This is a genomic window from Mesorhizobium sp. BR1-1-15 (assembly GCF_020165475.1).
Taxonomy (GTDB): Bacteria; Pseudomonadota; Alphaproteobacteria; order Rhizobiales; family Rhizobiaceae; genus Mesorhizobium.
Genome location: NZ_JAIUIF010000016.1, coordinates 15,842 through 36,819, shown reverse-complemented (window position 1 = coordinate 36,819; position 20,978 = coordinate 15,842). Strand labels below are relative to the sequence as shown.

The window sequence follows — 20,978 nt, the reverse complement described above, 5'->3', positions numbered from 1 at the left end:
CCCCGCTATGTCGCTTTCTCGAGCCGGAGATCGCCTTGGGCGACATGCATTAGCGGAGATGGCGGCGGCCCTGCGCGTCGACGATGGTGTTGTCTGCGACATTGGCGCTGATGTGCGCGCCGTTGTGGATCAGGCAGTCGGCGCCGATCTGGACGCCCAGGAGCACCGTTGCGCCCATTCCCACGACGGTCAAGGCTCCGATGCCCACTCCGCCGGCTATGATAGCGCCTGGTGTCAGGTGCGCATTGTCCTGAACGACGCTGTCGTGGCAGACTATAGTCCCCTGATTGACGATGACGTTGTTACCGATCGTACAGCGCGGACCGATGCTCGCGCCGGCCAGAATATGGCAGCCATGTCCAATCCTGGTCGCCTTGGAGACGATCGCGGAAGGATGGATCACAGGCGGCAGAACGAAGCCCATTGCGGTGGCGCGTTCATACATTGCCCGCCTCACCTGGCTTGACTGGGCGCCTCCGATGCCGATGAAAGCATAGCGCGTGCCCTCCGCAAGCAAACGCTCCAGGCAGTCTTCCGTGCCGATCACCGAAATACCGCCGCAGACGTGGTGGCCGGCGGGCAACGCTTGATCGGTGCAGCCCAGGATATCGTATCCGGCACCATCGAGAGCATCGATCAAACAGGCGGCGTGGCCGCCGCCGCCGATGATGACGGCCCGCCTGGAGAAAGCGACGGAACTCGGCTCGCCCGGTTCGGCTCTCTTGGCGGCGGATCGGCGACCGGCAGCAGCGCGCACCTCGGCTTCGCCAATGCGGCCATTGGACGGAATGACGTCCGCAAGGTTGACCCCGAGCTCGGATGCGGCCTTGCGGGCTTTAGCCGTTATCGCGACTTCGCTGGCCCCGACATCGGCCGCGCTGGTCTCCCCGACAACGACATTCGAATTTTCGTCGATGATTTTGCAAAGCGTTGCGCCGACAGGAACGAAGTCACCGACCTTGATGTCCAGCAGGCCGACAGTTCCTGCCTCCGGAGCATCTACCTCGACTGCGGCCTTGGTGGTCTCAAGCACGAAAAGAATGGTGCCTTGTTCGACCCTTTCACCTTGTGCGACCCGAATCTCGATGAGCTGGAGATTGTCCTCGTTGGCGTTAACCCGCGGGGCTTCGACAAGCACGGTCATGTACGCTTAGCCTTTCTGGAACAGCTCGATGCAGGCCGCCTGGATGGCGTTCACACCCGGCAGCAGATCGTCCTCCCAGTCGCGGCTTGAGGGAATGGGGTGATCGGGCCCGGTCAATGCGCTGAAGTGCCTGACCCGGCCGATCAGCGCGCGCGCACACTCCGACGCGAAGCCCCAGCCGGGAGAGCCTTCCTCCACCGCGACCACACGCGTGCAGTTGCCGACCTGGCTTCGGACCTCATCGCCAGGGAAGGGCGACAGCTGTTCGACGGCCACCACGGTGGTCGCGATTTCCTCCTCTTGCGCGAGTTTCTTTGCGGCCGCGACAGCGTGCTCGACGCAACCTCCATATGTCAGGATCACGACATCTGCATCCGCCGGGCGTGGAAGCGCGTCGGGTCCGAGCACGGGCCTGGAATACATCACCTTGTTTTCGATGATCAGGTGAGGGGATCGCGACGCGAAGGCCCGATGCAGAAGCGTACCAGGATCGGCATACTCGTGAGTGGCAAGCACCGTCAGCCCGGGCACGCCGCAAAAATGCTTTTCCAGGCTTTGCGAGTGCGTCGGCCCATAGCCGCGCCGTCCGCCCATGGGAGCGCGGATGATGACGGGGACCTCAACCTGGTCGTTGTACATCCAACGGAACTTGGCGACGTGATTGATGATCTGGTCGGCAGCAAGGGCTATGAAGTCTCCGAACATGAGTTCGACGATCACTGGCCGGCCTTTGATGGCCATGCCTGCCGCCATGCCAACAATGCCGCCTTCGCTGATCGGCGTGGTCCAGACACGGTCCTTATAGGCTGACGAAAGACCCTTGGTGACCTTGAAGGCGCCACCGTAGGGGTCAAGAACATCCTCACCCAAAATCACCAGACGGAGATCGGCTCCCATGAGATCGTGTAGCGCGCGATTGATCGATTCGACGACACGCATGGATCAACCCCGCGCCAAGGCGGCCGCGGCGGCGGATTCGACCGCGCGGTCCACGACATTCAGGCAGTAGGCGTCAATCTCATCGGCGTTGGCAACGCGCTGGCGCATCGGGGGTATGGGATCTCTGGCTCGAGCTTGCTCAAGACGCTCCGCCGGCCTCGTATCATCTCCCTTGCTGTGGGGGCCGATCCGTTCGGTTCGCAAGTAGAGCCAGCAAGGGCGGGATTCGGCGCGTACATAGCCTACGGCTTCTTGGGCGAGCTCATATATCGCGATCGGATCGTTGCCGTCATAGGCGAATGTGCGGACGCCGAACGGCTCGGCCCTGGCGACGATCGAACCGGAGACGGTCAGATGCTTGGGCGTCGTCTGCGCGATCTCGTTGTCCTCGATCACAAAGACCACCGGGGCGGCGAAAACAGACGCAAGGTTCAGGCTCTCGTATACGGCTCCCTCGCCCATCGTGCCGTCGCCGAGGAACACCACTGCGACGGCGCCCTCGTCCTTTCGCGCCAGCGCACTACCAACTGCGACGGGTGCGATGCCTCCTTGGATGCCATTGGAGTGGAAGTTGCGGAAGCACAGGTGCTGGCTGCCGCCGCGTCCGCCGCAAATGCCGGTTACACGCCCCATGATCTCGGCTATCAGGCCCTCGACTTCGCCCGAATAGGCAATGAAATGACCGTGGCAGCGGTGGTTGCTCCAGACAATGTCGCGGTCCCGGTCAAGAGCGTTTATCACGCCAACCGCATTGGCTTCCTGTCCAATGGACGTGTGCGTCGTGCCGAACAGGAGACCTTGGGAAAAAAGATCGAGCAAGCGCTCCTCCACGAGCCGGATGAGCATCATCTGCTGATAAAATCGAACCGCGGCTGGCAGTTCGAATCCGAGCAAACCACGCTCTGTAGGGGCAAGGGTGAGGTTCCGCGCTGCTGACGACGTCACTATCTGCAGCTCTGCCAGAGAAGACGCTAGAACGGTTTCATCCTTCCTGATCGCGCGTTCCTTTGTCATGCTGCCTCGAGCTGGCGCGAAGCCGTAACAAGGATTGACCGCGCCGTCGACGCGGCAGCCATGGTCTCCTCGGTCGTCCAGGACGGGTCGACCAGAAAAGCCATACTCGTTTCACCGAGCTGCCGTGCGATCGGCAGACGTTCGGGCGGCGCTACCCCGGCGTCCGCGAAGGCATGTTCAAGATAGATCTCAGAGCAGCTTCCCGAGAAGCATGGGACGCCGGCCGCATTGATAGCCGCAATCAACTCGTCGCGCGACCATCCGGGGGACAGCATCTCGGGCTTGATATAGAAATAGCATCGGTACCAGGCATGCTTATGCTCCGAACCGAGCTGGGGCGCGTGCAGCATCGGCAATTCAGCAAGCGTCATCATCCAGATGCTGGCATTTCGCTCGCGTTGGCGAGTCCAGTCGGGTAGGCGCTCGAGCTGCCGCAAGCCAAGCACTGCCTGGATTGATGTCATGCGCCAGTTGGTGCCGATGCTGTCATGCAGCCAGCGAAACCCTGTCGCCCTATGGGGGGCAAAGACCAGATCGTAGTTCTTGCCGTGGTCCTTGAGGCTCCAGGCAGCGAGCCACAATTTCTTGTCGTCCATTGCGACAAGCCCACCTTCGCCGCCCGTCGTGATGATCTTGTCCTGGCAGAACGAGAACGCCGCTATGTCGCCGAAGGAGCCAATCGGTCGTCCGTTGTATTCGGCTCCATGCGCCTGGGCGCAATCTTCGATGACTTTTATGCCGCTGCGCTTTGCGAGTTCCATGATCGGCGCCATATCGCACGGCCAGCCGGCAATATGCACGACGATCACTGCCTTCGTTCGAGCCGTTATCTTCGGCGCAATCGTCTCGGCGGAAAGGTTGCCCGAACTCGGGTCGACATCCGCGAAAACGGGCGTGGCACCGGCAAACATGACGCAGGCGGCGGAGGCGACGAAACTGCGGGGCGTGACGATCACCTCGTCGCCGGCGCCGATGTGGAGAATCTTCATCGCAAGATCCAGCGCGAGCGAGCCGTTGGCCAGCGCCACCGCGTGACGTCGGCCGAGGCTGCGCGCATAGGCGCGTTCGAAGGTCTTCACATGGTCGCCGGTCCAGGCGTTCACCTGGCCGGATCGCAAAACCTCTACCACATCGGTTATTTGTTCTTCGTCGTAGATTGGCCAGCGTTTCATCGCAGAATACTCCAGCTAGGATTCAAATGACGTTTCGCAGAAGGACAAAGGCCTCGGCCGCCCTCAGATGGGCGGCGGTGCCCCTGACGATCGCAAGCGCCCGCAAGGTTTCGATCGAACGCTCATGCGGGAAATCTCTGATCTGTGAGGCGAACATCGACGCAGCTTCGAGCTTGCGGTCCAGCGTCGATGCGATATCTATGAAGACGTTCGGCACGAAGCTCGGCGTCACATAGGGGGCATTCCAGTTCGTTTCGGAGACGGTCTCGTAAGCCATGATCGTCCGCGGATATTGAGATTGGGTCGGGCGAGCCGCTACCAGCGATGACAGGAAGATCAGCTGGTGGTCCATGTGCACATCACCGACGAAAGGGATGAGCAACGTATCCGGCACGACATCCCGCAACAGGGTCAGCAGCGCCCTGTTGAGCGTCGCGTGCGGCGTCTCGGCGATCTGCGCTGCCGGCAGATCAAGCCAATGCGTCTGTTGCACGCCCAAACAGGCATGCGCCGCCTTGGCCTCGCTGCGAACCCGTTCCGTCATCTCCTCTGTGAAGGCGGGCGGGCTGCCTCGCGTAACCACTGCGACATGAACTTCTGCGCCTTGCGCAGCCATCCGGGCTATCGTGCCGCCACACCCCAGGACCTCATCATCAGGATGCGGTGCGATCACCAGAAGTCGACCGAGTGCTGGGTTCATGGCCGGACCGTCCCGGCGGGCATAGCCTTCAAAGCATGGTCGACATGGCGGCGGTCGACACGTTCGCCCAACAGTGCCACTTGGACAGTCAGAACCAGTATGTGTAGATCGAGCCACAGGCTGCGGTTGCGCACATACCAGAGGTCGAGCGCTAGCTTTTCGCTGTTGGTGAGGCGGGTATTGCCGTTCACCTGTGCCCATCCGGACAGGCCGGGGCGGACCGTGCCGCGAATACGCCCCAGCTCGCCGAATTCGGCGATGGTGGCCGGGAGCAACGGACGGGGCCCCATGAAGGCCATGTCCCCCCTGGCGATCGAGAGAAGCTGCGGCAGCTCATCGATGCGGACGGAGCGCATCAGCCGCGTGGCCGGCGTCTCACGCAAGGCGTCGGGGAGCAGCATGCCATTTCCGTCTCGCCCTTCGTGCATCGTACGAAACTTGCAGATCACGAACGGGCGACCTTCCAGCCCGCTGCGAGACTGGCGGAAAAACAATGGACGGCCGACACTAACCCAGACAATGGCAGCAGCCACGAGCCATAGCGGCAGGCTGAGAACCAAAAGGATCACCGCTGCGATACGGCTTGGTATGGCCCGGCCAAGCGGAACGCGCGCAGTCCAGCCGCCGGAACGTGCTGTTGGGGTGCTGAGGCCGATCATTGCGACGGTCCGACCTGGACGGAAGAGGTCGTCGCCAAGGCAGTGGCTGAACGGCTTGTCGTGTCCTGGGCGCTATCCAGGCGGTTTATTGACACAAGGATCGTATCTCCGGCCGCAACCGGATCGTCGAGGGTCGCCACCTTTGTGGCGGTCTGGCCATTTACCTTGCGGCGGATCTGGTAGGTGAACGTGATGGAGTTGTTGCTGCGTGTCTGCTCCGCGGCCAGCGAGCTCAACAGCAGGATCTGTTCCTCGGTCGATTCTCGAACCGCGATCAGGCGTTCGATTTCAGAGTTGTGGGCCTGGAGATCCGTCAGCGCCGTGTGTGTCCAGGTCTGGGTGGCGTCATCCAGGTCGCGCTGCAACTGGCTCAATTCGCGGCGCACCGTCGATGCCTGATTGTAGATTTCAAGCAGATGGGATTGCTGCGTGGTCGCTTCGCGCTCGGCGTTCGAGAGGTCTGTGATTGTGACGAGACCTTTCTTGTTAAGGCCCCTGATGCGATCGAGATCCGCCTGTGCCGAAGCGATCACTGTCTTTTGTATGTCCGAAAGCTGTTGAACATTGGCGAGGGCAACATTCACTTCTTCGATCCCCGCCGAGAGCTGCTTGCGACGTGTCGTCAGCGCATGTTGATCTGCTTCAAGGATGCGCTGCTCGGTAGGAAGCAGCGTCGCGAGCAAGTTGGCGTTCATGAGGCCTTTGATCTTGGCAGGCAGATCCAGTTCCGAGATCTTGTCGCTGTTTGCCAATTGGGCCTTGATGCGCGCAGCGGCGACCGCCTCCTTGGCGATCTCCACCACGCTTTCATCAAGAGCTCCGCGCAACCGGGCGCGTGTTACGACGCGATCCTCCGCCGTGGCTCCCCCGGTCGACTGGCCGCCCGCAAGCGCCACCGCCTGCTCCACATTCAGTGCCGGCTGGTAAGGAAACGAGCCCGGCGCCTTTACATCCCCAAGGACGAAGATCGGGCGGAAGCTCACCACCGCAAGAGCTATATGCGGGTCATTGAAGAGTTCACGCTCGATGAATGCCTTACGGATACGACTCAAGGCGTCGGGCACCGTCAGGCCGCCGACTTCAAAGCTGCCGATCAGCGGAATGTTGATCGCGCCATCGCTGGCGACCGTGAGTTGTTCGGCGGGAAGCGCGTCGTCGATGAAGTCAAACGACACCACATCGCCGACCGAAACCTTGTAGTCATCGTCCGCCGCGGCCCAGGCATCAAGCTGGGAAATCAGAATCGCCGCAACCGCAAGGATCGCAATACTGGCGAATCCCAGTGCTTTCGCAAGGAATGTACTGGTCCACGCGCCTGTCGATCGCCTGCTCCGCGCCGCATTGCAATAAGATGCCATGGAAGCCCACCATAGAATTTTCCTGCAAAGACCCTAGCGACACCTGCGCGAGGACAATGAGTCATACCTTTGGTGGAGCGGTGACAACCTTCGGTCTGGTTCCCACCTAATTTGGCTAACTGGATGTCGACTGCAACCAACGTATGGTGCGGCTGGATACTGCCGGACGATTGAATGCTTCCTCAGGGCGGAGCGTTGCAGACAGCTGGGAAGCCTGCGTGCACACAAGTGTTCTTCACACCATTACCAGTCTCGACGTCGGCGGCGCTCAGGTCATGCTTGCCCGTTTTCTTGGCCAGGTCGACCAAAATCGCTTCTCGACTTCAGTTCTGTCCCTGCTTTCACCCGGTCCGGTGGCTGCAAACGTAGAATATACAAGATCGGGGCTCGTTTCGCTCGGCATGACGGAACGGCCGCGACCGCGCGATGTCGTTCGGCTGACGCGGTCGATAAGACGGGCGGCCCCCGATCTTCTTCACGGATGGATGTATCACGGCAACGTCGCGGCAACGCTCGGCTCGATGCTAGGGCTCAATTTCTCGCCGGTCATCTGGAGCATCCATCACACGGTTCGAGATCTCGCCGACGAGAAACCGTTGACGCGTCAATTGATACGGCTCTCGGCCCGCCTGTCGAGGCGCACCAGCGCGATCTCATATTGCTCGCGCGTCGCCGCCGATGATCACGAGCGCCTGGGCTTTGATCCGCGCCGAAGGGTGGTTATCCCGAACGGGACGGATTGCGATCAATTTTCCCCCTCGGCCGACGCCGGTGCGAAGCTGCGCCGCCTGTTCGGCTTGCCGCCCGGACGGCTGATGATCGGCCATGTGGCACGCTTCCATCCCATGAAGGACCAGGTTAGCCTGGTCCGCGCCATCAGCCGGCTCCTGGAACAGGGATACGACGTTCAGGGCATATTTATCGGGGAGGGACATGCCGACGGCCCGGTGCGGCGCACCGCCCGTGAGCTCGGCATAGACGACCGCATTACCACGCCGGGCATCCGCGCGGACATCGCCGACCTCATGCCGGGCTTCGATGTCTACGCGCTTTGCTCGGCTTGGGGCGAGGCATTTTCCCTTGCCGTAGGCGAGGCGATGGCCAGCGGCGTGCCGGCGGTGGTTACCGCGGTCGGCGACTCCGGCTGGCTGGTCGGCGACAGCGGCGTGGTCGTTCCACCGGGAGACAGTGAAGCACTGGCCGCCGGATTGATCAGGCTTGTCAGCCTTGAACCGGCCGAGCGCCGCGCCTTGGGTCAACAAGCGCGTCGTCGCGTCATGGAGAACTTCTCGCTTTCCCTTTACGTCGGCCGGCACCTGGAACTCTACGAAGCAGCTCTAGGGCGTCGTCGCCATATCCGATAGGAGCGGCTGGTGGTTGCTGTGCACATGAATGGTCGAGATTCTCCTCGCGCCCCTGTGGACTATGCGATGCGCCGCAAGCGCATCGTCGTCATTGCGAGCCTGACGCGTTCGCTTGTCAACTTTCGTCTCGAATTGTTGAAGGCCATGGTCGCTGCGGGGCATGATGTCATTGCGCTCGCCCCCGATGAAGATGAGCGGGCGATCGCCGGGCTCAAGGCAATTGGCGTGACCTTCCGACAGATTCCGATGGCCAGGACGGGTACCAGTCCGCTGGCCGATTTGCGAACGCTCAAGGCGCTTTACAAGCTCATCCGCGGCTTGGCGCCCGAAATCGTCCTGGCGTATACGATGAAGCCGATCATCTATGGTGGATTGGCTGCCCGCCTTGCCCGTGTACCGCGCCGGTTTGCGCTCTTTACAGGCTTCGGCTTCATATTCAGCGGCAGCATGACGGGACTGCGCGCAACCATCTTGCGCCGGTTGAGTATTGGTCTCTACCGCTCGGCTCTGGTCGGCTGCGAAGCAGTTTTCGCTTACAATGACGCCGACGCTTCCGACATCCGGCGCCATGGGATGGTTTCTGCGACGACGCCAGTGATCATGATCCCAGGTTCAGGAGTGGACCTGACACTGTTTGCCGCAAGCCCCCCACCTTCAGGGCCTCCCGTCTTCCTTCTGATCGCTCGCTTGCTTCGCGAAAAGGGAATTGCCGAGTTTGCTGCCGCCGCGCGTATCCTGAAGACCAAGTATCGCGCTGCACGCTTTCAGATTCTCGGGCCCTTCGATCCCAGTCCCCTCTCCATCTCGAAAGCCGAAATGGACCAGTGGACCAAGGAAGGCGCCGTTGAATATCTCGGCGAAACACACGACGTCGGTCCCTATTTGACCGCGTCCACCGTGTTCGTGTTGCCGTCCTATTACAGGGAGGGCATTCCCCGCAGCGCGCTGGAAGCCTTGTCGACCGGTCGGCCGATAATCACGACCAACGCCCCTGGCTGTCAAGAAACGGTGATCGAGGGCGAGAACGGTTTCCGGGTCGAGCCGCGAGACGTGGAAGCTCTCGCCTCGGCGCAGCGGGCTTTTCTCGAGGATGAGGAACTCGCTGCAAAAATGGGCGCCAACTCAAGAAAGCTCGCGGAAGACCGGTTCGATGTTCACAAGGTGAACCAAACCCTGCTCGAGGCGATGGGGATATAGTCGGCCGCGCCTGATCGGCCGCGCGGCCGATGGCGGTCAAGCGGGAAAATAACGACGAATCTGCTGCCGTTTCAAATAGGCTTTCCGCAGGGCACCACGGGCCTGTCGGAAGGGGTCGACGCGGTTGAACACCCAGCCGATCGATGGACCGCCGGCGAACCGCAGGCGCTCGACAACCTGGGAGAGAGCCTCTTGCGTGGTGTTGTCGCACGCGGCCACGACCACGACGGTATCCACCGAGGCGGCAATCCTGATTGCGTCTTCGACGACGAGCACAGGCGGCGCGTCGATGATCACCACGTCGTATTCGAGCCGGAACGCCTCCAGCAATTTCGCGAATTGGCTGGAATTGAGGAATTCAGGCAAGGTCTGGTCGTCGGCAGATGGCGCCAGCACATCCAGTCGCGGAACTTCAGGAAGCGTCTGAACGATCTCTGCCAGGGTGCAACCACCATGTAGGTAGTCGTTGAGTGTCTTGTCGGCGGGCCCAAACTGCATGGCGCTATGGATGCTGCGGGTTCGCAAATCCAGATCAATCAGCGCTGTCAGGGCGCCGTCCATTCCAGCTGCCACGGCGAGGCCCATGGCCGTCGTTGTCTTGCCTTCCTGTGGTAGTCCTGAGCTGACCAGGATCACCTGTTTGCTCCGGCCACCGTTCATCCGGGTGCAGGCCATGTACAGCGACCGGAAGGCATCGGAGAAGGCCGACCGTGGTTGCGACAACAAGGTTTCAAGAGGAGGCGTGGCGCGTTGCAGGAATTTCTTGGGCAGTTGCGGAATCGACGCCAGCAGTGGCGCACGGATAAGCTTCGATACCCGTTGTGACTCGCGTATTCTCACATCCATGCTTTCAAGCGTCAGCACAAGGATCAGGGCTAGGATCAGCGACGCGGCGAAACCGCCTGCCGTCATCAGACGAAGTTTGGGAAAGGAAGGGCTCGTCGGAATCTCGGCAGCGGAAACCGTCCGCACGCCGGGCTCGACCGCCTCGGAAAACGGATCGAGGCTGCCAAGCCTGCCTGATACGAGGTCGTAGAGCTTCTGCTCGGTCGACAATTGGTTGTTCAGTTCCCGAAGCTTCGCTTCCGCCAGGCTCCTTTGCCGTAGTTGCTCGTTGGACTCCTCCAAAGTCTTGGCGAGTTGGTTGACCCTGCCTTCGTTGACGCGGACGTCGTTTTCCAAGATTGCGATCGTACGCAGCATCTCCTGAGAGATCATCGCGCGGACGGCCGCTACTTTTGCATCCGCCTCCTGGACCAGGGGATGATTGCGCCCGTAGTTGCTGGCCAGTTGCGCGCGATCCCTCATCGCCGTCGCTTCGTCGTTGCGCAGGGATGTCAGGAAGTCCGATGAGAGCAGGGGATCGACGTTGGCGCCCGCGTCGCCGGTCTTGGCCGCCAGCCTGACCTGGGCGAGGCGCGCCTGCGCTTGCGTGTATTCACCTCTGGCGGTGCTGAGCTGCTCGTTGCTTTGCTGGATCGAGGCGCGCAGCAGATCATCGCGTGGATCGCTGGATACGCCGTGTTCTCGCGCATATTGGGCGATCTGGCCTTCTATGGCGGCTATCCGTGACGCAAGCTCCGTCGATTGCTGCCTCAGAAAGCTAACGGCGTCCTTGATGTCCTGCCGCTTGTTGTCCCGGGACCATTCCACGAACAGTTTGGCCGTCGCATTGGCTATCAGGGCCGCCCTCGACGCGTCGTCATTGAAAAAGGAGATCGTCATCGCCGAGCTCTCTCCGGACCGGTCAACCGAAACGCTCGACAGATACGATGAAATCGCCCGATCTTGCTGAACCCCCTTCGATGGCAGCGACGCGGGATCCTGCGGGTCGGCGCCGGCGACAAGGCTCCATAGCGCTCGCGGTATCGAGACGATCAAGCCGACGGCCTGTGACAGCAGTCCAGGGCCCGAATCCGAAGGGGAAGCTCGGCTCGCGGCTGGTTTCAGATAGGTGTTGAAGTCCGGGTCCTTGATGAGGTCCAGTCTGTCGACGACCAGGCTGGCAAAGACACGAGAGGTGATCAGATCCGCCTCGGTGTCCATTCGCGACTTGTCGGGCTGTTGATTAGGCTGCGCTTGTGCGGTGTCGAGAGGATTGGGATCGTCGGATTCGACAACGATCATCGAGCGAGCGGTGTACGTCTTGGGAAGTTCCACGGCCGTGATGAGCGCGAGAGCGGTGCCGGTAGTCACGACCGCAAGGATCAAGGGGAGGCGCCTTCGGAAAAGCGTGTAGAGCTCGCGCGGGCCGAAAGTGCGTTCCTTCGACGGCTCGATCGGCTCTTGAAGAAATGGTTCCAGACGGCTCCACACGCTGTTGTCGTCTATCAAGCTCACAGATCCCGCCCCTTTTTTTGTCTTCGACTGGTCCAAGCCGGCCCTGCCACATCGGACCTGGAGGCTACCCAACATCGAATTCGCGACTTACCGCGACGACAGTTTTAACATGGTTGCGCGGCCGCAATCGCGCTCAAGAGGCTTAGCCGCAAAGGCGACATCATCCAAAAGGATAGCGTAACCGGCCCGGGCCCTATCTTGGCAGATAGGCTGAACTGCAGGCCCAATGAGGGCTGGCGAAAAGGACTCTCAAGCAGATTCAGGAGTGAGGATGAACTACGCCAGGGCTCCTCGCCATTATTGGACAAGGCCCGGCCCCAAACCGGCCGTCACATCGTTGCCAGAGGTAGCCGGGAGACTCGGGCTCTGGTTCGCCGTGGCGTCCGTCTTTCTCACGCCCTTCAATATTCTTCGGTTTGATGCATTCTATTTTACCATCAGCGACGGCTTCGCTCTCGCGGCCGTATTCGCAGCCATACTCGGGAAATCCTTTTCGATCTCTCCCTTGGGCGCGGGGACTTTTCTATGGAATATCGGCATCGCCCTACTATGCGGGATGCTGCTGCTAAGCAGTCTGATCCACGGAGATCCGCAGCGAGGCTTCATCATCTCGGCGCAATATCTGTACGCTTACTTTCTCCTGGCCTTCATGATCGTGTCGAGGCCCTGGGCGGAAATCGTTCTCTTGATGAAATCATTTCTTTGCTCGATCGCCGTGATGTGTCTGCAGGGGATAGTGATAATCGACATCCTCAAGCAACGCGGCACCGTCTTTGTCAGCGGCAATGGTCGTTTCCAGGGTTGGGTGGAACGCGAGAATGAGTGCGCAACGCTGATAGCGCTCTCTGTCCCGCTAATGTTGTGGCTGGTGGCGTCAGGTTGCATAAGGCCTCGCTGGCTTTGGGTCGGACTGCCGCTTTTTGGTTATGGCATTATTTTGACAGGATCCAATACCGGCCTGATCGGCCTTGTCTTTGCGGTCACCATCTTCGTAGTCGCGACGGGCTCGTGGCGCCGCATCATTTCTTTAGCGGTGACCTCGCTCGCCGCATTCTTCATTGCCGTTACCTGGGGCCGCGACTTCTTGCCCGAGGTCTTCCAACACCGCGTGCTGAATGCGCTGCAGAATGGTGACCTCGATGAGGCTGGCACGTTTGCAGACCGTATGCGGCTCATCCATGAGGCCATTGGCAAAGCGGACAATAATTCACTGCTTGGTATCGGTGCCGACCAGTATCGGCAGGTCAGCGAATTGCACGCCCCGGTCCACAACACCTACCTCCTCATATGGGTCGAGGCAGGGCTGCCCGGATTCATCGGTTTTCTGCTCCTGCTCGTGGCAGGCATCACCATCGCCATCCTTGCCGCTCGGAGTCGTGAAGGCAAGGTATCCGCCATTTGCACGGCGACGACAGTTCTCCTCTTCGCGGCGCTGGCAAATGCGCTACCACATCTTTACAGTCGTTTCTTTCTCGTGCCTCTGCTGCTTGGAATGGCGCCCAGTGTTGCGATTTTGCGCGACGGCCCAGCTTCAAGAACGGTCACGCGCTTTCTTCGCGGTACTCGCTCCAAGTACGGTCGTTCGCGGCCTTTCCTACGCAGGCCGATCTAAGGGGCCCACCAGCCGAGCTTTCCAGCTCCTACAAAGGCTAAAATCGGCGCACCCGGAAGATCTGGTCAGGGTCTCCCCATGGCAAGAGCGAGCGATATATAGAAGCTATTTCGCCGGCTCTGATGCTTGCGCGGAGATGAAACGAGCGAGGGCGAACACGCCCTCGACGAAGTCTTCTCCCTCGATAAACCGGCCCTCAACCCAGCGTCCCTGGGTATCCTGACTGTCGACGAGCTGACGCACCTTTGAATTCAGTTCGCCAGCACTCAACTCATCCGCGGCACTGATCCACAGTCGTTGACGTGAAACTCTCTGCCCCCGCGTTGCACTCTCGAGCCGAGCGAACACCGGCTCGATCTCTGCACCGGTTTTCATGCCGTAGTGTTTCAGGAGGTCCATGTCGTCGAACGTCACTTGGCCGCGCTCATCGATGTAAAGCGGCCGGTTGGTGTTGAGTTCGTAGAAACGTGCCCAACTGCCGTCGGACAGGCGCGCCGCCTGTAGCCAGGTGGCTGCAGTCGTCGCCGCGTGCAGCAACCGCGCATCCCTGTTTTGCTCGTTCAACTCGATCAGGTAATCGATGTTGCCGGCGGTTTCGCGCGAGACGACCGCTGGCGGCTCAAACCTGCGTCCCCAAACCGGCTGCATGGAACGATCGTAACCCTGAGCCCAGCCCTGTTGTGGCGCGGGCAACTGGGCTGCAAGGAGAAAATCACCGACCTTCTCCGCCGTCTTGAGATATGCGGGATCGTGATATGTGCGGTAGGCGTTGAGAAAGAGACGACCCATATCGCGGGGAAGATTGTCATTGATGATGAAATAGGGCGGACGATCAGGCTTCTGCCACTCGTGAGACCAACTGGCCGGAATACTCGCCTTGGCCGCAGCCTTTACATCCGCCCCAGGCGCGGCTCCCTTGAAGAATACCGGGAAGGCCCCATTCGGGTATTGCACCCGCATCAATCGATGAAGCGCCCTGTCGATGCAGGAACGGACGTCCGGATCCGAACCGCCGCTCGCCAGGTCGAACCACATCAGAAAATTCAGCACGCTCTGTGTGTTGTTGTCATCGAGGACAGTCTCGTTGCGTTGCGGATTGTCCTTGATATCGCGACAGGTATTCCCGCCCAACTTCAGTGCGCGGTAGCACCATGTCGCCGCCTTTTGCGGGTCGGTCTCGATCTTGTAAAACCATCCGCCGGACTCCAGCTGAGTCTTGACCAGAGCGGTTGCCACGACCTGGGCAGACTGAAGCCATTGCTTGTCGCCGGTAACCTCGAAAATGCGCAGGAACGCAGCGCCGACAGCCGGCGTACCAGGCGGCTGCACCCAGCCAACGCTCGCGGGCACGGTACCGCCCTCGCCCACCCTCTTTTGGCCGTCGAGGGAATATTTCCATACATAAGTTCCCGCTACACCGAGATGATCGCGGAAATAGGCCCCGGCAGCCTCGACCGCCTTCCGTGCCTCGGCCACTGTCGGCTGAGGTTGAGGCGCCCCGGCCAGTGCAGTGCCGCACGACAGCGCGACAAACAGAGCCGAGGCAATATGCCTTAGCACGGCAGCGCTCCCGCTGGGCCTCAAGCGGCCGCCTCGTGTGGACGCGTGGTTGCCTTGGCTGAACCGAGGATCACATGAGGCACGAATGGCGCCGTCACCGCCGCCGCAGGCTTGGCTTCCTCTCTGCGGTAACTGGGAAGCATATCCGCAACAAGATTTAACACTCCCTCAGTGTCGCCGGCCCTCGCCAAGCGACGCAATTGCGAAAATCCCTTGCGAAGCGTGTCAAGCGGCATCGCGTTGGGCACGGCGCCCAAGACTCCGGAAATCGGAACGTCGACACGTCTTTCGCTTTCGTCGAAGAGTTCCTCGAACAGCTTTTCTCCCGGCCGGCAGCCGACAATCTTGATCTTGATGTCCTCATCCGGCCGAAATCCCGCGAGCTTGATCATGCGGCGCGCCATGTCGATGATCTTGATTGGCGCACCCATGTCGAGAACGAAGATTTCGCCCTGTCCGAGTTTTTTCTCCAGACCATGGGCCGATGCCTGCAAGGTCAGTTCAACCGCCTCGCGTATTGTCATGAAGAAGCGCTTCATCTCCATGTCGGTCACGGTCAGCGGACCGCCGTGGGCGAGTTGGCGCTTGAACAGCGGGATCAGCGACCCGCTTGAACCCAGAACATTGCCGAAACGAACGGTCATGAAGCGGACGGGGGTATCGCCGGCGGTGAAGGCGAGGTCCAGGGACTGGCAGTAGAGTTCCGCAAGGCGCTTGGTAGCGCCCATGACACTGGTCGTGTTCACAACCTTGTCGGTGGATATCTGGACCATTGCCTTGGCGCCGCAAAGGCGGGTCGCTTCTGCCACGTTCATAGTACCGATGACGTTGGTAAGAATGCCCTCACAGGGATTCAACTCGACCATCGGCACATGTTTGAGCGCCGCCGCGTGGAAGACCAGGTCAACGCGATGGCGTCGGAAAATCTCGCCCAGGCGAACAGGGTCGCGTACGTCGCAGATATATGGCTTCCGGCGCACATTAGGGAATTTCTCCGCCAATTCCAGATCGATGGCGTACAGATTGTACTCGCTGTTATCGATCAGGACCACTTCGGTGGGGCCGAGCGCGGCAATCTGCTGCGTGAGCTCTCCGCCGATCGAGCCTCCGGCGCCGGTGACGACGATGCGCCTGTTTTCGATCATTCGGGACAACGCATCTTTATCAAGAACCGCCTGCGGCCTCTCCAGAAGGTCGGTAAGTTCGATGGGGCGCAAGTCGAAGCGACTCTGATATTTAGGATTGCGCAGTTCCAGGACCGGGGCGGGGCGAGAGACAGCGATGCCCAGACGGTCGGCCCGGTCGATCAGCGCTTCAAGCATCGGGTCGACGAGGCCAGGCACCCTTTCGGTGAAAATCACGTGGCGGGGCTTGATGCCGCGACCTTCCAGATCGCCGATGACCATGTCGAAGTCTTCGATGCTGCCCAGAACCGGCACGCCGCGCAGGAAATAGCCCTCTGTCGTTGCGCCATTATCGAGCACGCCGACCGGCCAATGGCGTGCATTCGGATCCCGCTGCAGCGCGCGAATATAAAGATCGGCCGCATCGCCTGCACCGATCAGCAGCACAGGGACCACGTCGCGTCCGTTTTTCGCTCTGTTCGCAGTCGGACCAAAGCGGCTTAGCTCAACGAGCTTGGAGCGGATGCGAACTGAAATAAGCAGCGGCACGAGCAACAGAAACTGGATCACTATCACCGAGCGCGGGATCGAATCGAGCCGTGTAGCCACAAACATCAGGAACACGAAGGCCAGCGATGTGACGAATGCCGCGCGAACGATACCGAGCATGTCGCCGACAGAAGCATATCGCCAGTTGCGGGTGTAGAGGCAAGTCACCGGGAAGACCACGGCGCATGTAAGCAGGAAGCAAGGGAGTGCGAAGAGCAACGAAGCGTGGCTTTCCGGACCGGTGAATTCTCCATCAAGGCCCAATCGCATGAATGAAGCAAACGACAGTGCCGCCAGCGCCAGGGCCAGATCGATGATGTAGAGATGAAGGTTCTTGCCAACGGCCTTGGCGCGCCCGGTCACCCGCCGGCGCAAGTAAGACAGCACATGAACAATCGTCCGCGGTTTGCTGACGAGACGGCCGAGAGCGATCGCAGTGGCCAGCAAAAGGGATTGGCCTCCCAGTGGACTGATTGCCTCAAACGGCTGATCTGACTGGCTCATTCTAGACCTCGACAAAGCTTAGCCGCCGCGCCCCAAGAGAGCGCGTCAAGAGATGCGGCTGTTTGAACTCGCAGGCACAAATCCGTGCCTGCCAGTCCCTTGCTCAATCAAGAACAGGTTGGCCTGCAATCGTTCGGATTCGAGGCTACGATCTTATCGCTGCTATGGGGCGCTTTACCCGCTTTCTAAGCAACACATGCTTTTGTGCATGGGGGGCTATCGGAACTGCAAGCGGACTTTGCCGCGTTAATCCAAAGAGGTACTCCCATCAGTCCGGGCCAGCCAGCTAGCTAGGTCTCGCTGCACCGACGCAATGGCTTACAATGGCGGAGATTAAAATGGTCGCTTGAGTTTCGGTCCGGCGGTCCCGTCTTCGGGCACTTCATTGTTGACGCCGCCAATGCGCCAAACTCACGCTAGCAGAGGAAGCTTTCTATGCTCGGACAGTTGAAGAACAATCTTCGCGACGCTACCTTTTTCCTTGGCGAAGCCGTCGTTCCAAAGAAAATACGCTACTCGGGTCCCCTGGGAGCGTTGCGCCGCCAGATGATCTTTTGGTCGCGAGACTCCTTTGTGCTTTCATACCCGAAATGCGGTAGAACGTGGCTGCGCACCATGGTTGGCCGCGTCATCGACAAACACTACGGCCTTAACCTGCAGAATCCGATGGAAATCCAGCATTTCTGGAAGATCTCATCGAATATTCCCTGCATCGGCTTTTCTCACGACGACAGCCCAAACCTTAAGCGTCCCAGCGAAATCCAGGTCGATAAGTCAAAATATTCAGGAAAAAAGATCCTATTTCTGGTTCGGGATCCGAGAGACGTGCTTGTTTCATATTATTTCGACGCAACGCACCGAATGAAGGTGTTTGACGGAACGATCAGTGAGTTTCTTGCCCAGGATGTCGGCAGCATTGATTCCATCATAGCGTTCTACAACGCTTGGGCGCACAACCGCGATAAGGTGAAGGCATTTCAAATGCTGTCCTACGAACATATGCGCCAAGCTCCAAAATCGGCGCTTCGCACGGCGCTAGATTTTCTGGGCATTCAGGGCGTGCCGGAGATGATCCTCGATGAGGCGACAACCTTTGGCTCTTTCGAGAATTTGCGAAAGATCGAAATGGCAGACGCTTTCGGTCACGAAAGAATGCGCCCGACGGACCAGTCGAACCCCGACAGTTTTAAGGTGCGCCGGGGTAAAATTGGCGGTTATGTCGACTATTTCAACAGAGACGAGATCGCTTACATGGATGAGAGAATTTCCAGCTCTTTGGACCCGTATTTCGAAATATACCACCGCAAGGCATAGCGTCGAGCTCTACTGCAAGGGGAAGCCTTGTCGCTTCCGTGCTGGGACGTCGCATAAGACTTCCCGGTCGAAAAAGTCCACGGCTCTTCCTTCGCCTGTCATCGGTCATTTCCCCACCGTGCTTTGATGGCGTCCATGATCAAAACGTTGAGCTTGGACGCCCCGGTCTCGCTGAGATGGTTATCGTCCCGATAAAAAATCTGAGAGCCTCGATTGGCGAAACAGCGCTGTTGATCGCAGAAGGCCTTCTCCGGATACACACGCACGAGATTTGGATCGGATCCGACATTATCGTATAATGCGTATGTCCGTTGCGTTCGCCGGCGGAAATCCCCATAGGAAACCGAAATCGGGTCCGCCTGCATATAAGCTGCAGGATCGTTCTGGCGTCTGGCCCGCATGAGAAGCACCTGCGGGACGTTCCAACCCATCTCCGGGACAGGATAGACTAAGACAACTTTCACCCCGCGCTCCAGAAGTGTGTTTATGGTGCGGGAAATGGCCGTGGCGACTGCAGCCGGATCGGCGGGCCCGGTTTCACCCAGCTTGGCCAAATGCGGGTGATCGTCGCCCGGCTCGATTCCCCCCTCGCCATTGTTGTAACGGCTCTGCTCCACGAGAATGGGGAGACGCCACAAGAGCACGGCTATCGGTCGCTTCAGCCTGCCTACGTAGTCGAGCCTCTTGTCATTGTAGTCGCCTGGACAACCCGGTTGGTCCACGTCAACCCTTTGCAGACCGAGGAGAAATACGCAGCCGCCTCGATTGAGCGGTGTGAACGAGGCGATATCTCGGTAGTCATCGAGGCTGTCTCGCATCGGACCAAGCAGAGTGCGAGCGTGAGAGTCACCTAAACTAACAAGAGCATAGCCCTCGGGATTCGAGCCATGAAAGGTACAAGGGCCCTGTTCAGGCGCAAAGTTGAGACAGCTCTTCCCGTTCTGAAAGATCTGAGCCTCGCGAATATCGGATGCAGCGGCAATCGGGGCCAGGCCGTCCGCAAAACGGCTTGGCATGCCATTTTGGACATACCAGTAGTATCCGCCGCCGCTGAGTAACACGGCCCCCAGTGAGGCAATCAGCCATATAACGCGCTTGCTGGTTCGCTTTCTGCTGCGAGTCGGCATCTCAACGAAGCGGTAAGTCGCAGTGGCAAGTATGACAGACATCAAAATCCAACAAAATACCATCGTTCCATCGACAGAATTGGTCACACTCAATCTGCCGAAAGCAAATATCGGCTGGTGCCAAAGGTAGAGGGAATATGATATCAGGCCGACAAATACAAATGGCTGGGAGGAAAGCGCTCGTGTAATGGGATCGCCGTGCCCTGTATACCAGATAAGCAATGCCGTTCCTGCAACCGGGATCAACGTTACAAGTCCTGGGTGATGCCACTGCGGCCTCATCAGCGGCACCGAGCAGATCAGGAGCGCCAAACCGACCGCAGGCGCGACTCGCGAAGAGCGCATCGACACAAGCCGGCCGCCAGTCAATTCACGTCTTGCCAGAAACACCCCCAACCCTAGTTCCCAGATTCGGGTTGGCAGTAGAAAAAAAGATGCGTCCGGGAAATGCCGCGTCATCCACTCCGCAAGAATGAACGAAACGACGAGCCCAATGCACAGGATGGCTGTTAAAAATTTCCGAGAAAATTTCCACACCAGTAGAAGAAAGCAAGGGAAGATCACGTAGAACTGTTCTTCGACCCCCAAGCTCCAGGTGTGAATTAATGGACGAAAAAGATTGTCGGCTGCGTCATAGCTCGCAACATGCCAGAAATATAGATTGGAGGCTGAAAACACGGTTGCCAAAAGGCTCGCCGAATAGTCTCTAAAGGCACTCGGCAGCATATATAGCCAAGCGAAGGGGATCGTTACTGCTAAGACGGTATACAGCGCAGGTAGGATCCGTCTCGCGCGACGCTCGTAAAAATTGGCGAACGAGAAAGTCCCATCCATGACTTCCCGCTGTACAATCGAGCCAATCAGATAGCCGCTAATAACAAAAAAGACATCAACGCCAATAAAACCGCCCGCAAAGGGGTCAAGGCCCGCGACGCGAAGCCCTGAATGGTAGAGGATCACCAGAACGACTGCGATCGCCCTCAGGCCGTCAATTTCGCGGCGATATCCAACTTGACCGGCCGGGGTCGTGGCCACGATCCCACTCTGGGCAGCTCCCGTGTCTTGGTTCGCATTGCGAGCAGGATGATGGGCTTCGTACGGCAGACCTCGATCAATGCCGGGGGAACCATATGTCAATGGCGCAGCTGACTTTTCGTGAAACTCACTCATGTCAAAGGAGGCCCTTCCCTTGGATGCGTCTATCAGGATGCCGGCGTGCTGACGCTCGGATCGGCCTGAAGCTGCTGCTGCAGCCAGGTCGTTGTGCTTTTTGCGGCTCCGATGACAAGGAAATCGATGTG

15 protein-coding genes are annotated in these 20,978 nt (G+C 59.4%); 4 read left to right on the top strand and 11 right to left on the bottom strand.

All coding sequences use genetic code 11. From position 1 onward, the window contains the following. Positions 1–49: 49 nt before the first annotated feature. From LB541_RS23095 to LB541_RS23065, 7 genes are read right to left on the bottom strand one after another with little or no spacing between them, the layout of a single operon-like run. Entirely contained in the window at positions 50–1,144 is a 1,095-nt protein-coding gene (locus LB541_RS23095) for a NeuD/PglB/VioB family sugar acetyltransferase (protein WP_140498449.1), read from the bottom strand. A gap of 6 nt (positions 1,145–1,150) precedes the next feature. Further along, a complete protein-coding gene (locus LB541_RS23090; protein WP_140498448.1) occupies positions 1,151–2,083 on the bottom strand; it encodes an alpha-ketoacid dehydrogenase subunit beta in 933 nt (310 codons plus the stop codon). Positions 2,084–2,086: 3 nt separating this feature from the next. Next, entirely contained in the window at positions 2,087–3,097 is a 1,011-nt protein-coding gene (locus tag LB541_RS23085) for a thiamine pyrophosphate-dependent dehydrogenase E1 component subunit alpha (RefSeq protein WP_140658153.1), read from the bottom strand. Then, positions 3,094–4,269, bottom strand: a complete 1,176-nt coding sequence (locus LB541_RS23080) for a DegT/DnrJ/EryC1/StrS family aminotransferase (RefSeq protein ID WP_140498446.1) — start codon at positions 4,267–4,269, stop codon at positions 3,094–3,096. Before LB541_RS23080 ends, LB541_RS23085 begins: the two co-directional genes overlap by 4 nt. Before the next feature lie 22 nt (positions 4,270–4,291). Continuing rightward, positions 4,292–4,969 carry a PIG-L deacetylase family protein gene (locus tag LB541_RS23075; protein WP_140498445.1) on the bottom strand — a complete coding sequence of 226 codons (678 nt, stop codon included), beginning with the start codon at positions 4,967–4,969 and terminating at the stop codon, positions 4,292–4,294. Further along, positions 4,966–5,628, bottom strand: coding sequence for a sugar transferase (locus LB541_RS23070; RefSeq protein WP_140513509.1), 663 nt, complete (start codon positions 5,626–5,628; stop codon positions 4,966–4,968). The genes LB541_RS23075 and LB541_RS23070 overlap by 4 nt, the downstream gene beginning before the upstream one ends. Beyond that, positions 5,625–6,986 (bottom strand): polysaccharide biosynthesis/export family protein, encoded by a 1,362-nt coding sequence (locus LB541_RS23065; RefSeq protein WP_224619691.1) that lies wholly within the window; start codon positions 6,984–6,986, stop codon positions 5,625–5,627. Before LB541_RS23065 ends, LB541_RS23070 begins: the two co-directional genes overlap by 4 nt. A gap of 143 nt (positions 6,987–7,129) precedes the next feature. Between LB541_RS23065 and LB541_RS23060 the strand changes: the two genes are divergently transcribed. Both LB541_RS23060 and LB541_RS23055 read left to right on the top strand, forming a co-directional pair. Next, positions 7,130–8,350 carry a glycosyltransferase gene (locus tag LB541_RS23060; protein WP_140525318.1) on the top strand — a complete coding sequence of 407 codons (1,221 nt, stop codon included), beginning with the start codon at positions 7,130–7,132 and terminating at the stop codon, positions 8,348–8,350. Between the two features lie 66 nt (positions 8,351–8,416). Beyond that, entirely contained in the window at positions 8,417–9,547 is a 1,131-nt protein-coding gene (locus tag LB541_RS23055) for a glycosyltransferase family 4 protein (protein WP_140498441.1), read from the top strand. A 36-nt stretch (positions 9,548–9,583) separates the two neighbouring features. Here LB541_RS23055 and LB541_RS23050 read toward each other — a convergent pair whose 3' ends face one another. Beyond that, entirely contained in the window at positions 9,584–11,923 is a 2,340-nt protein-coding gene (locus LB541_RS23050) for a GumC family protein (protein ID WP_224619690.1), read from the bottom strand. Between the two features lie 235 nt (positions 11,924–12,158). Here LB541_RS23050 and LB541_RS23045 point away from each other — a divergent pair, with 235 nt between their 5' ends. After that, positions 12,159–13,499, top strand: a complete 1,341-nt coding sequence (locus tag LB541_RS23045) for an O-antigen ligase family protein (RefSeq protein WP_181165376.1) — start codon at positions 12,159–12,161, stop codon at positions 13,497–13,499. 105 nt (positions 13,500–13,604) lie between these two features. Here LB541_RS23045 and LB541_RS23040 read toward each other — a convergent pair whose 3' ends face one another. Continuing rightward, positions 13,605–15,059, bottom strand: a complete 1,455-nt coding sequence (locus LB541_RS23040; protein WP_140818782.1) for a hypothetical protein — start codon at positions 15,057–15,059, stop codon at positions 13,605–13,607. Between the two features lie 20 nt (positions 15,060–15,079). After that, positions 15,080–17,236: a nucleoside-diphosphate sugar epimerase/dehydratase gene (locus LB541_RS23035; RefSeq protein WP_140633013.1), complete on the bottom strand. Its 2,157-nt coding sequence runs from the start codon at positions 17,234–17,236 to the stop codon at positions 15,080–15,082. 435 nt (positions 17,237–17,671) lie between these two features. Here LB541_RS23035 and LB541_RS23030 point away from each other — a divergent pair, with 435 nt between their 5' ends. Continuing rightward, entirely contained in the window at positions 17,672–18,550 is an 879-nt protein-coding gene (locus tag LB541_RS23030) for a sulfotransferase domain-containing protein (protein ID WP_140513519.1), read from the top strand. Positions 18,551–18,648: 98 nt separating this feature from the next. Here LB541_RS23030 and LB541_RS23025 read toward each other — a convergent pair whose 3' ends face one another. Beyond that, positions 18,649–20,847 carry an acyltransferase family protein gene (locus tag LB541_RS23025; protein WP_140567298.1) on the bottom strand — a complete coding sequence of 733 codons (2,199 nt, stop codon included), beginning with the start codon at positions 20,845–20,847 and terminating at the stop codon, positions 18,649–18,651. Between the last annotated feature and the right edge of the window lie 131 nt (positions 20,848–20,978).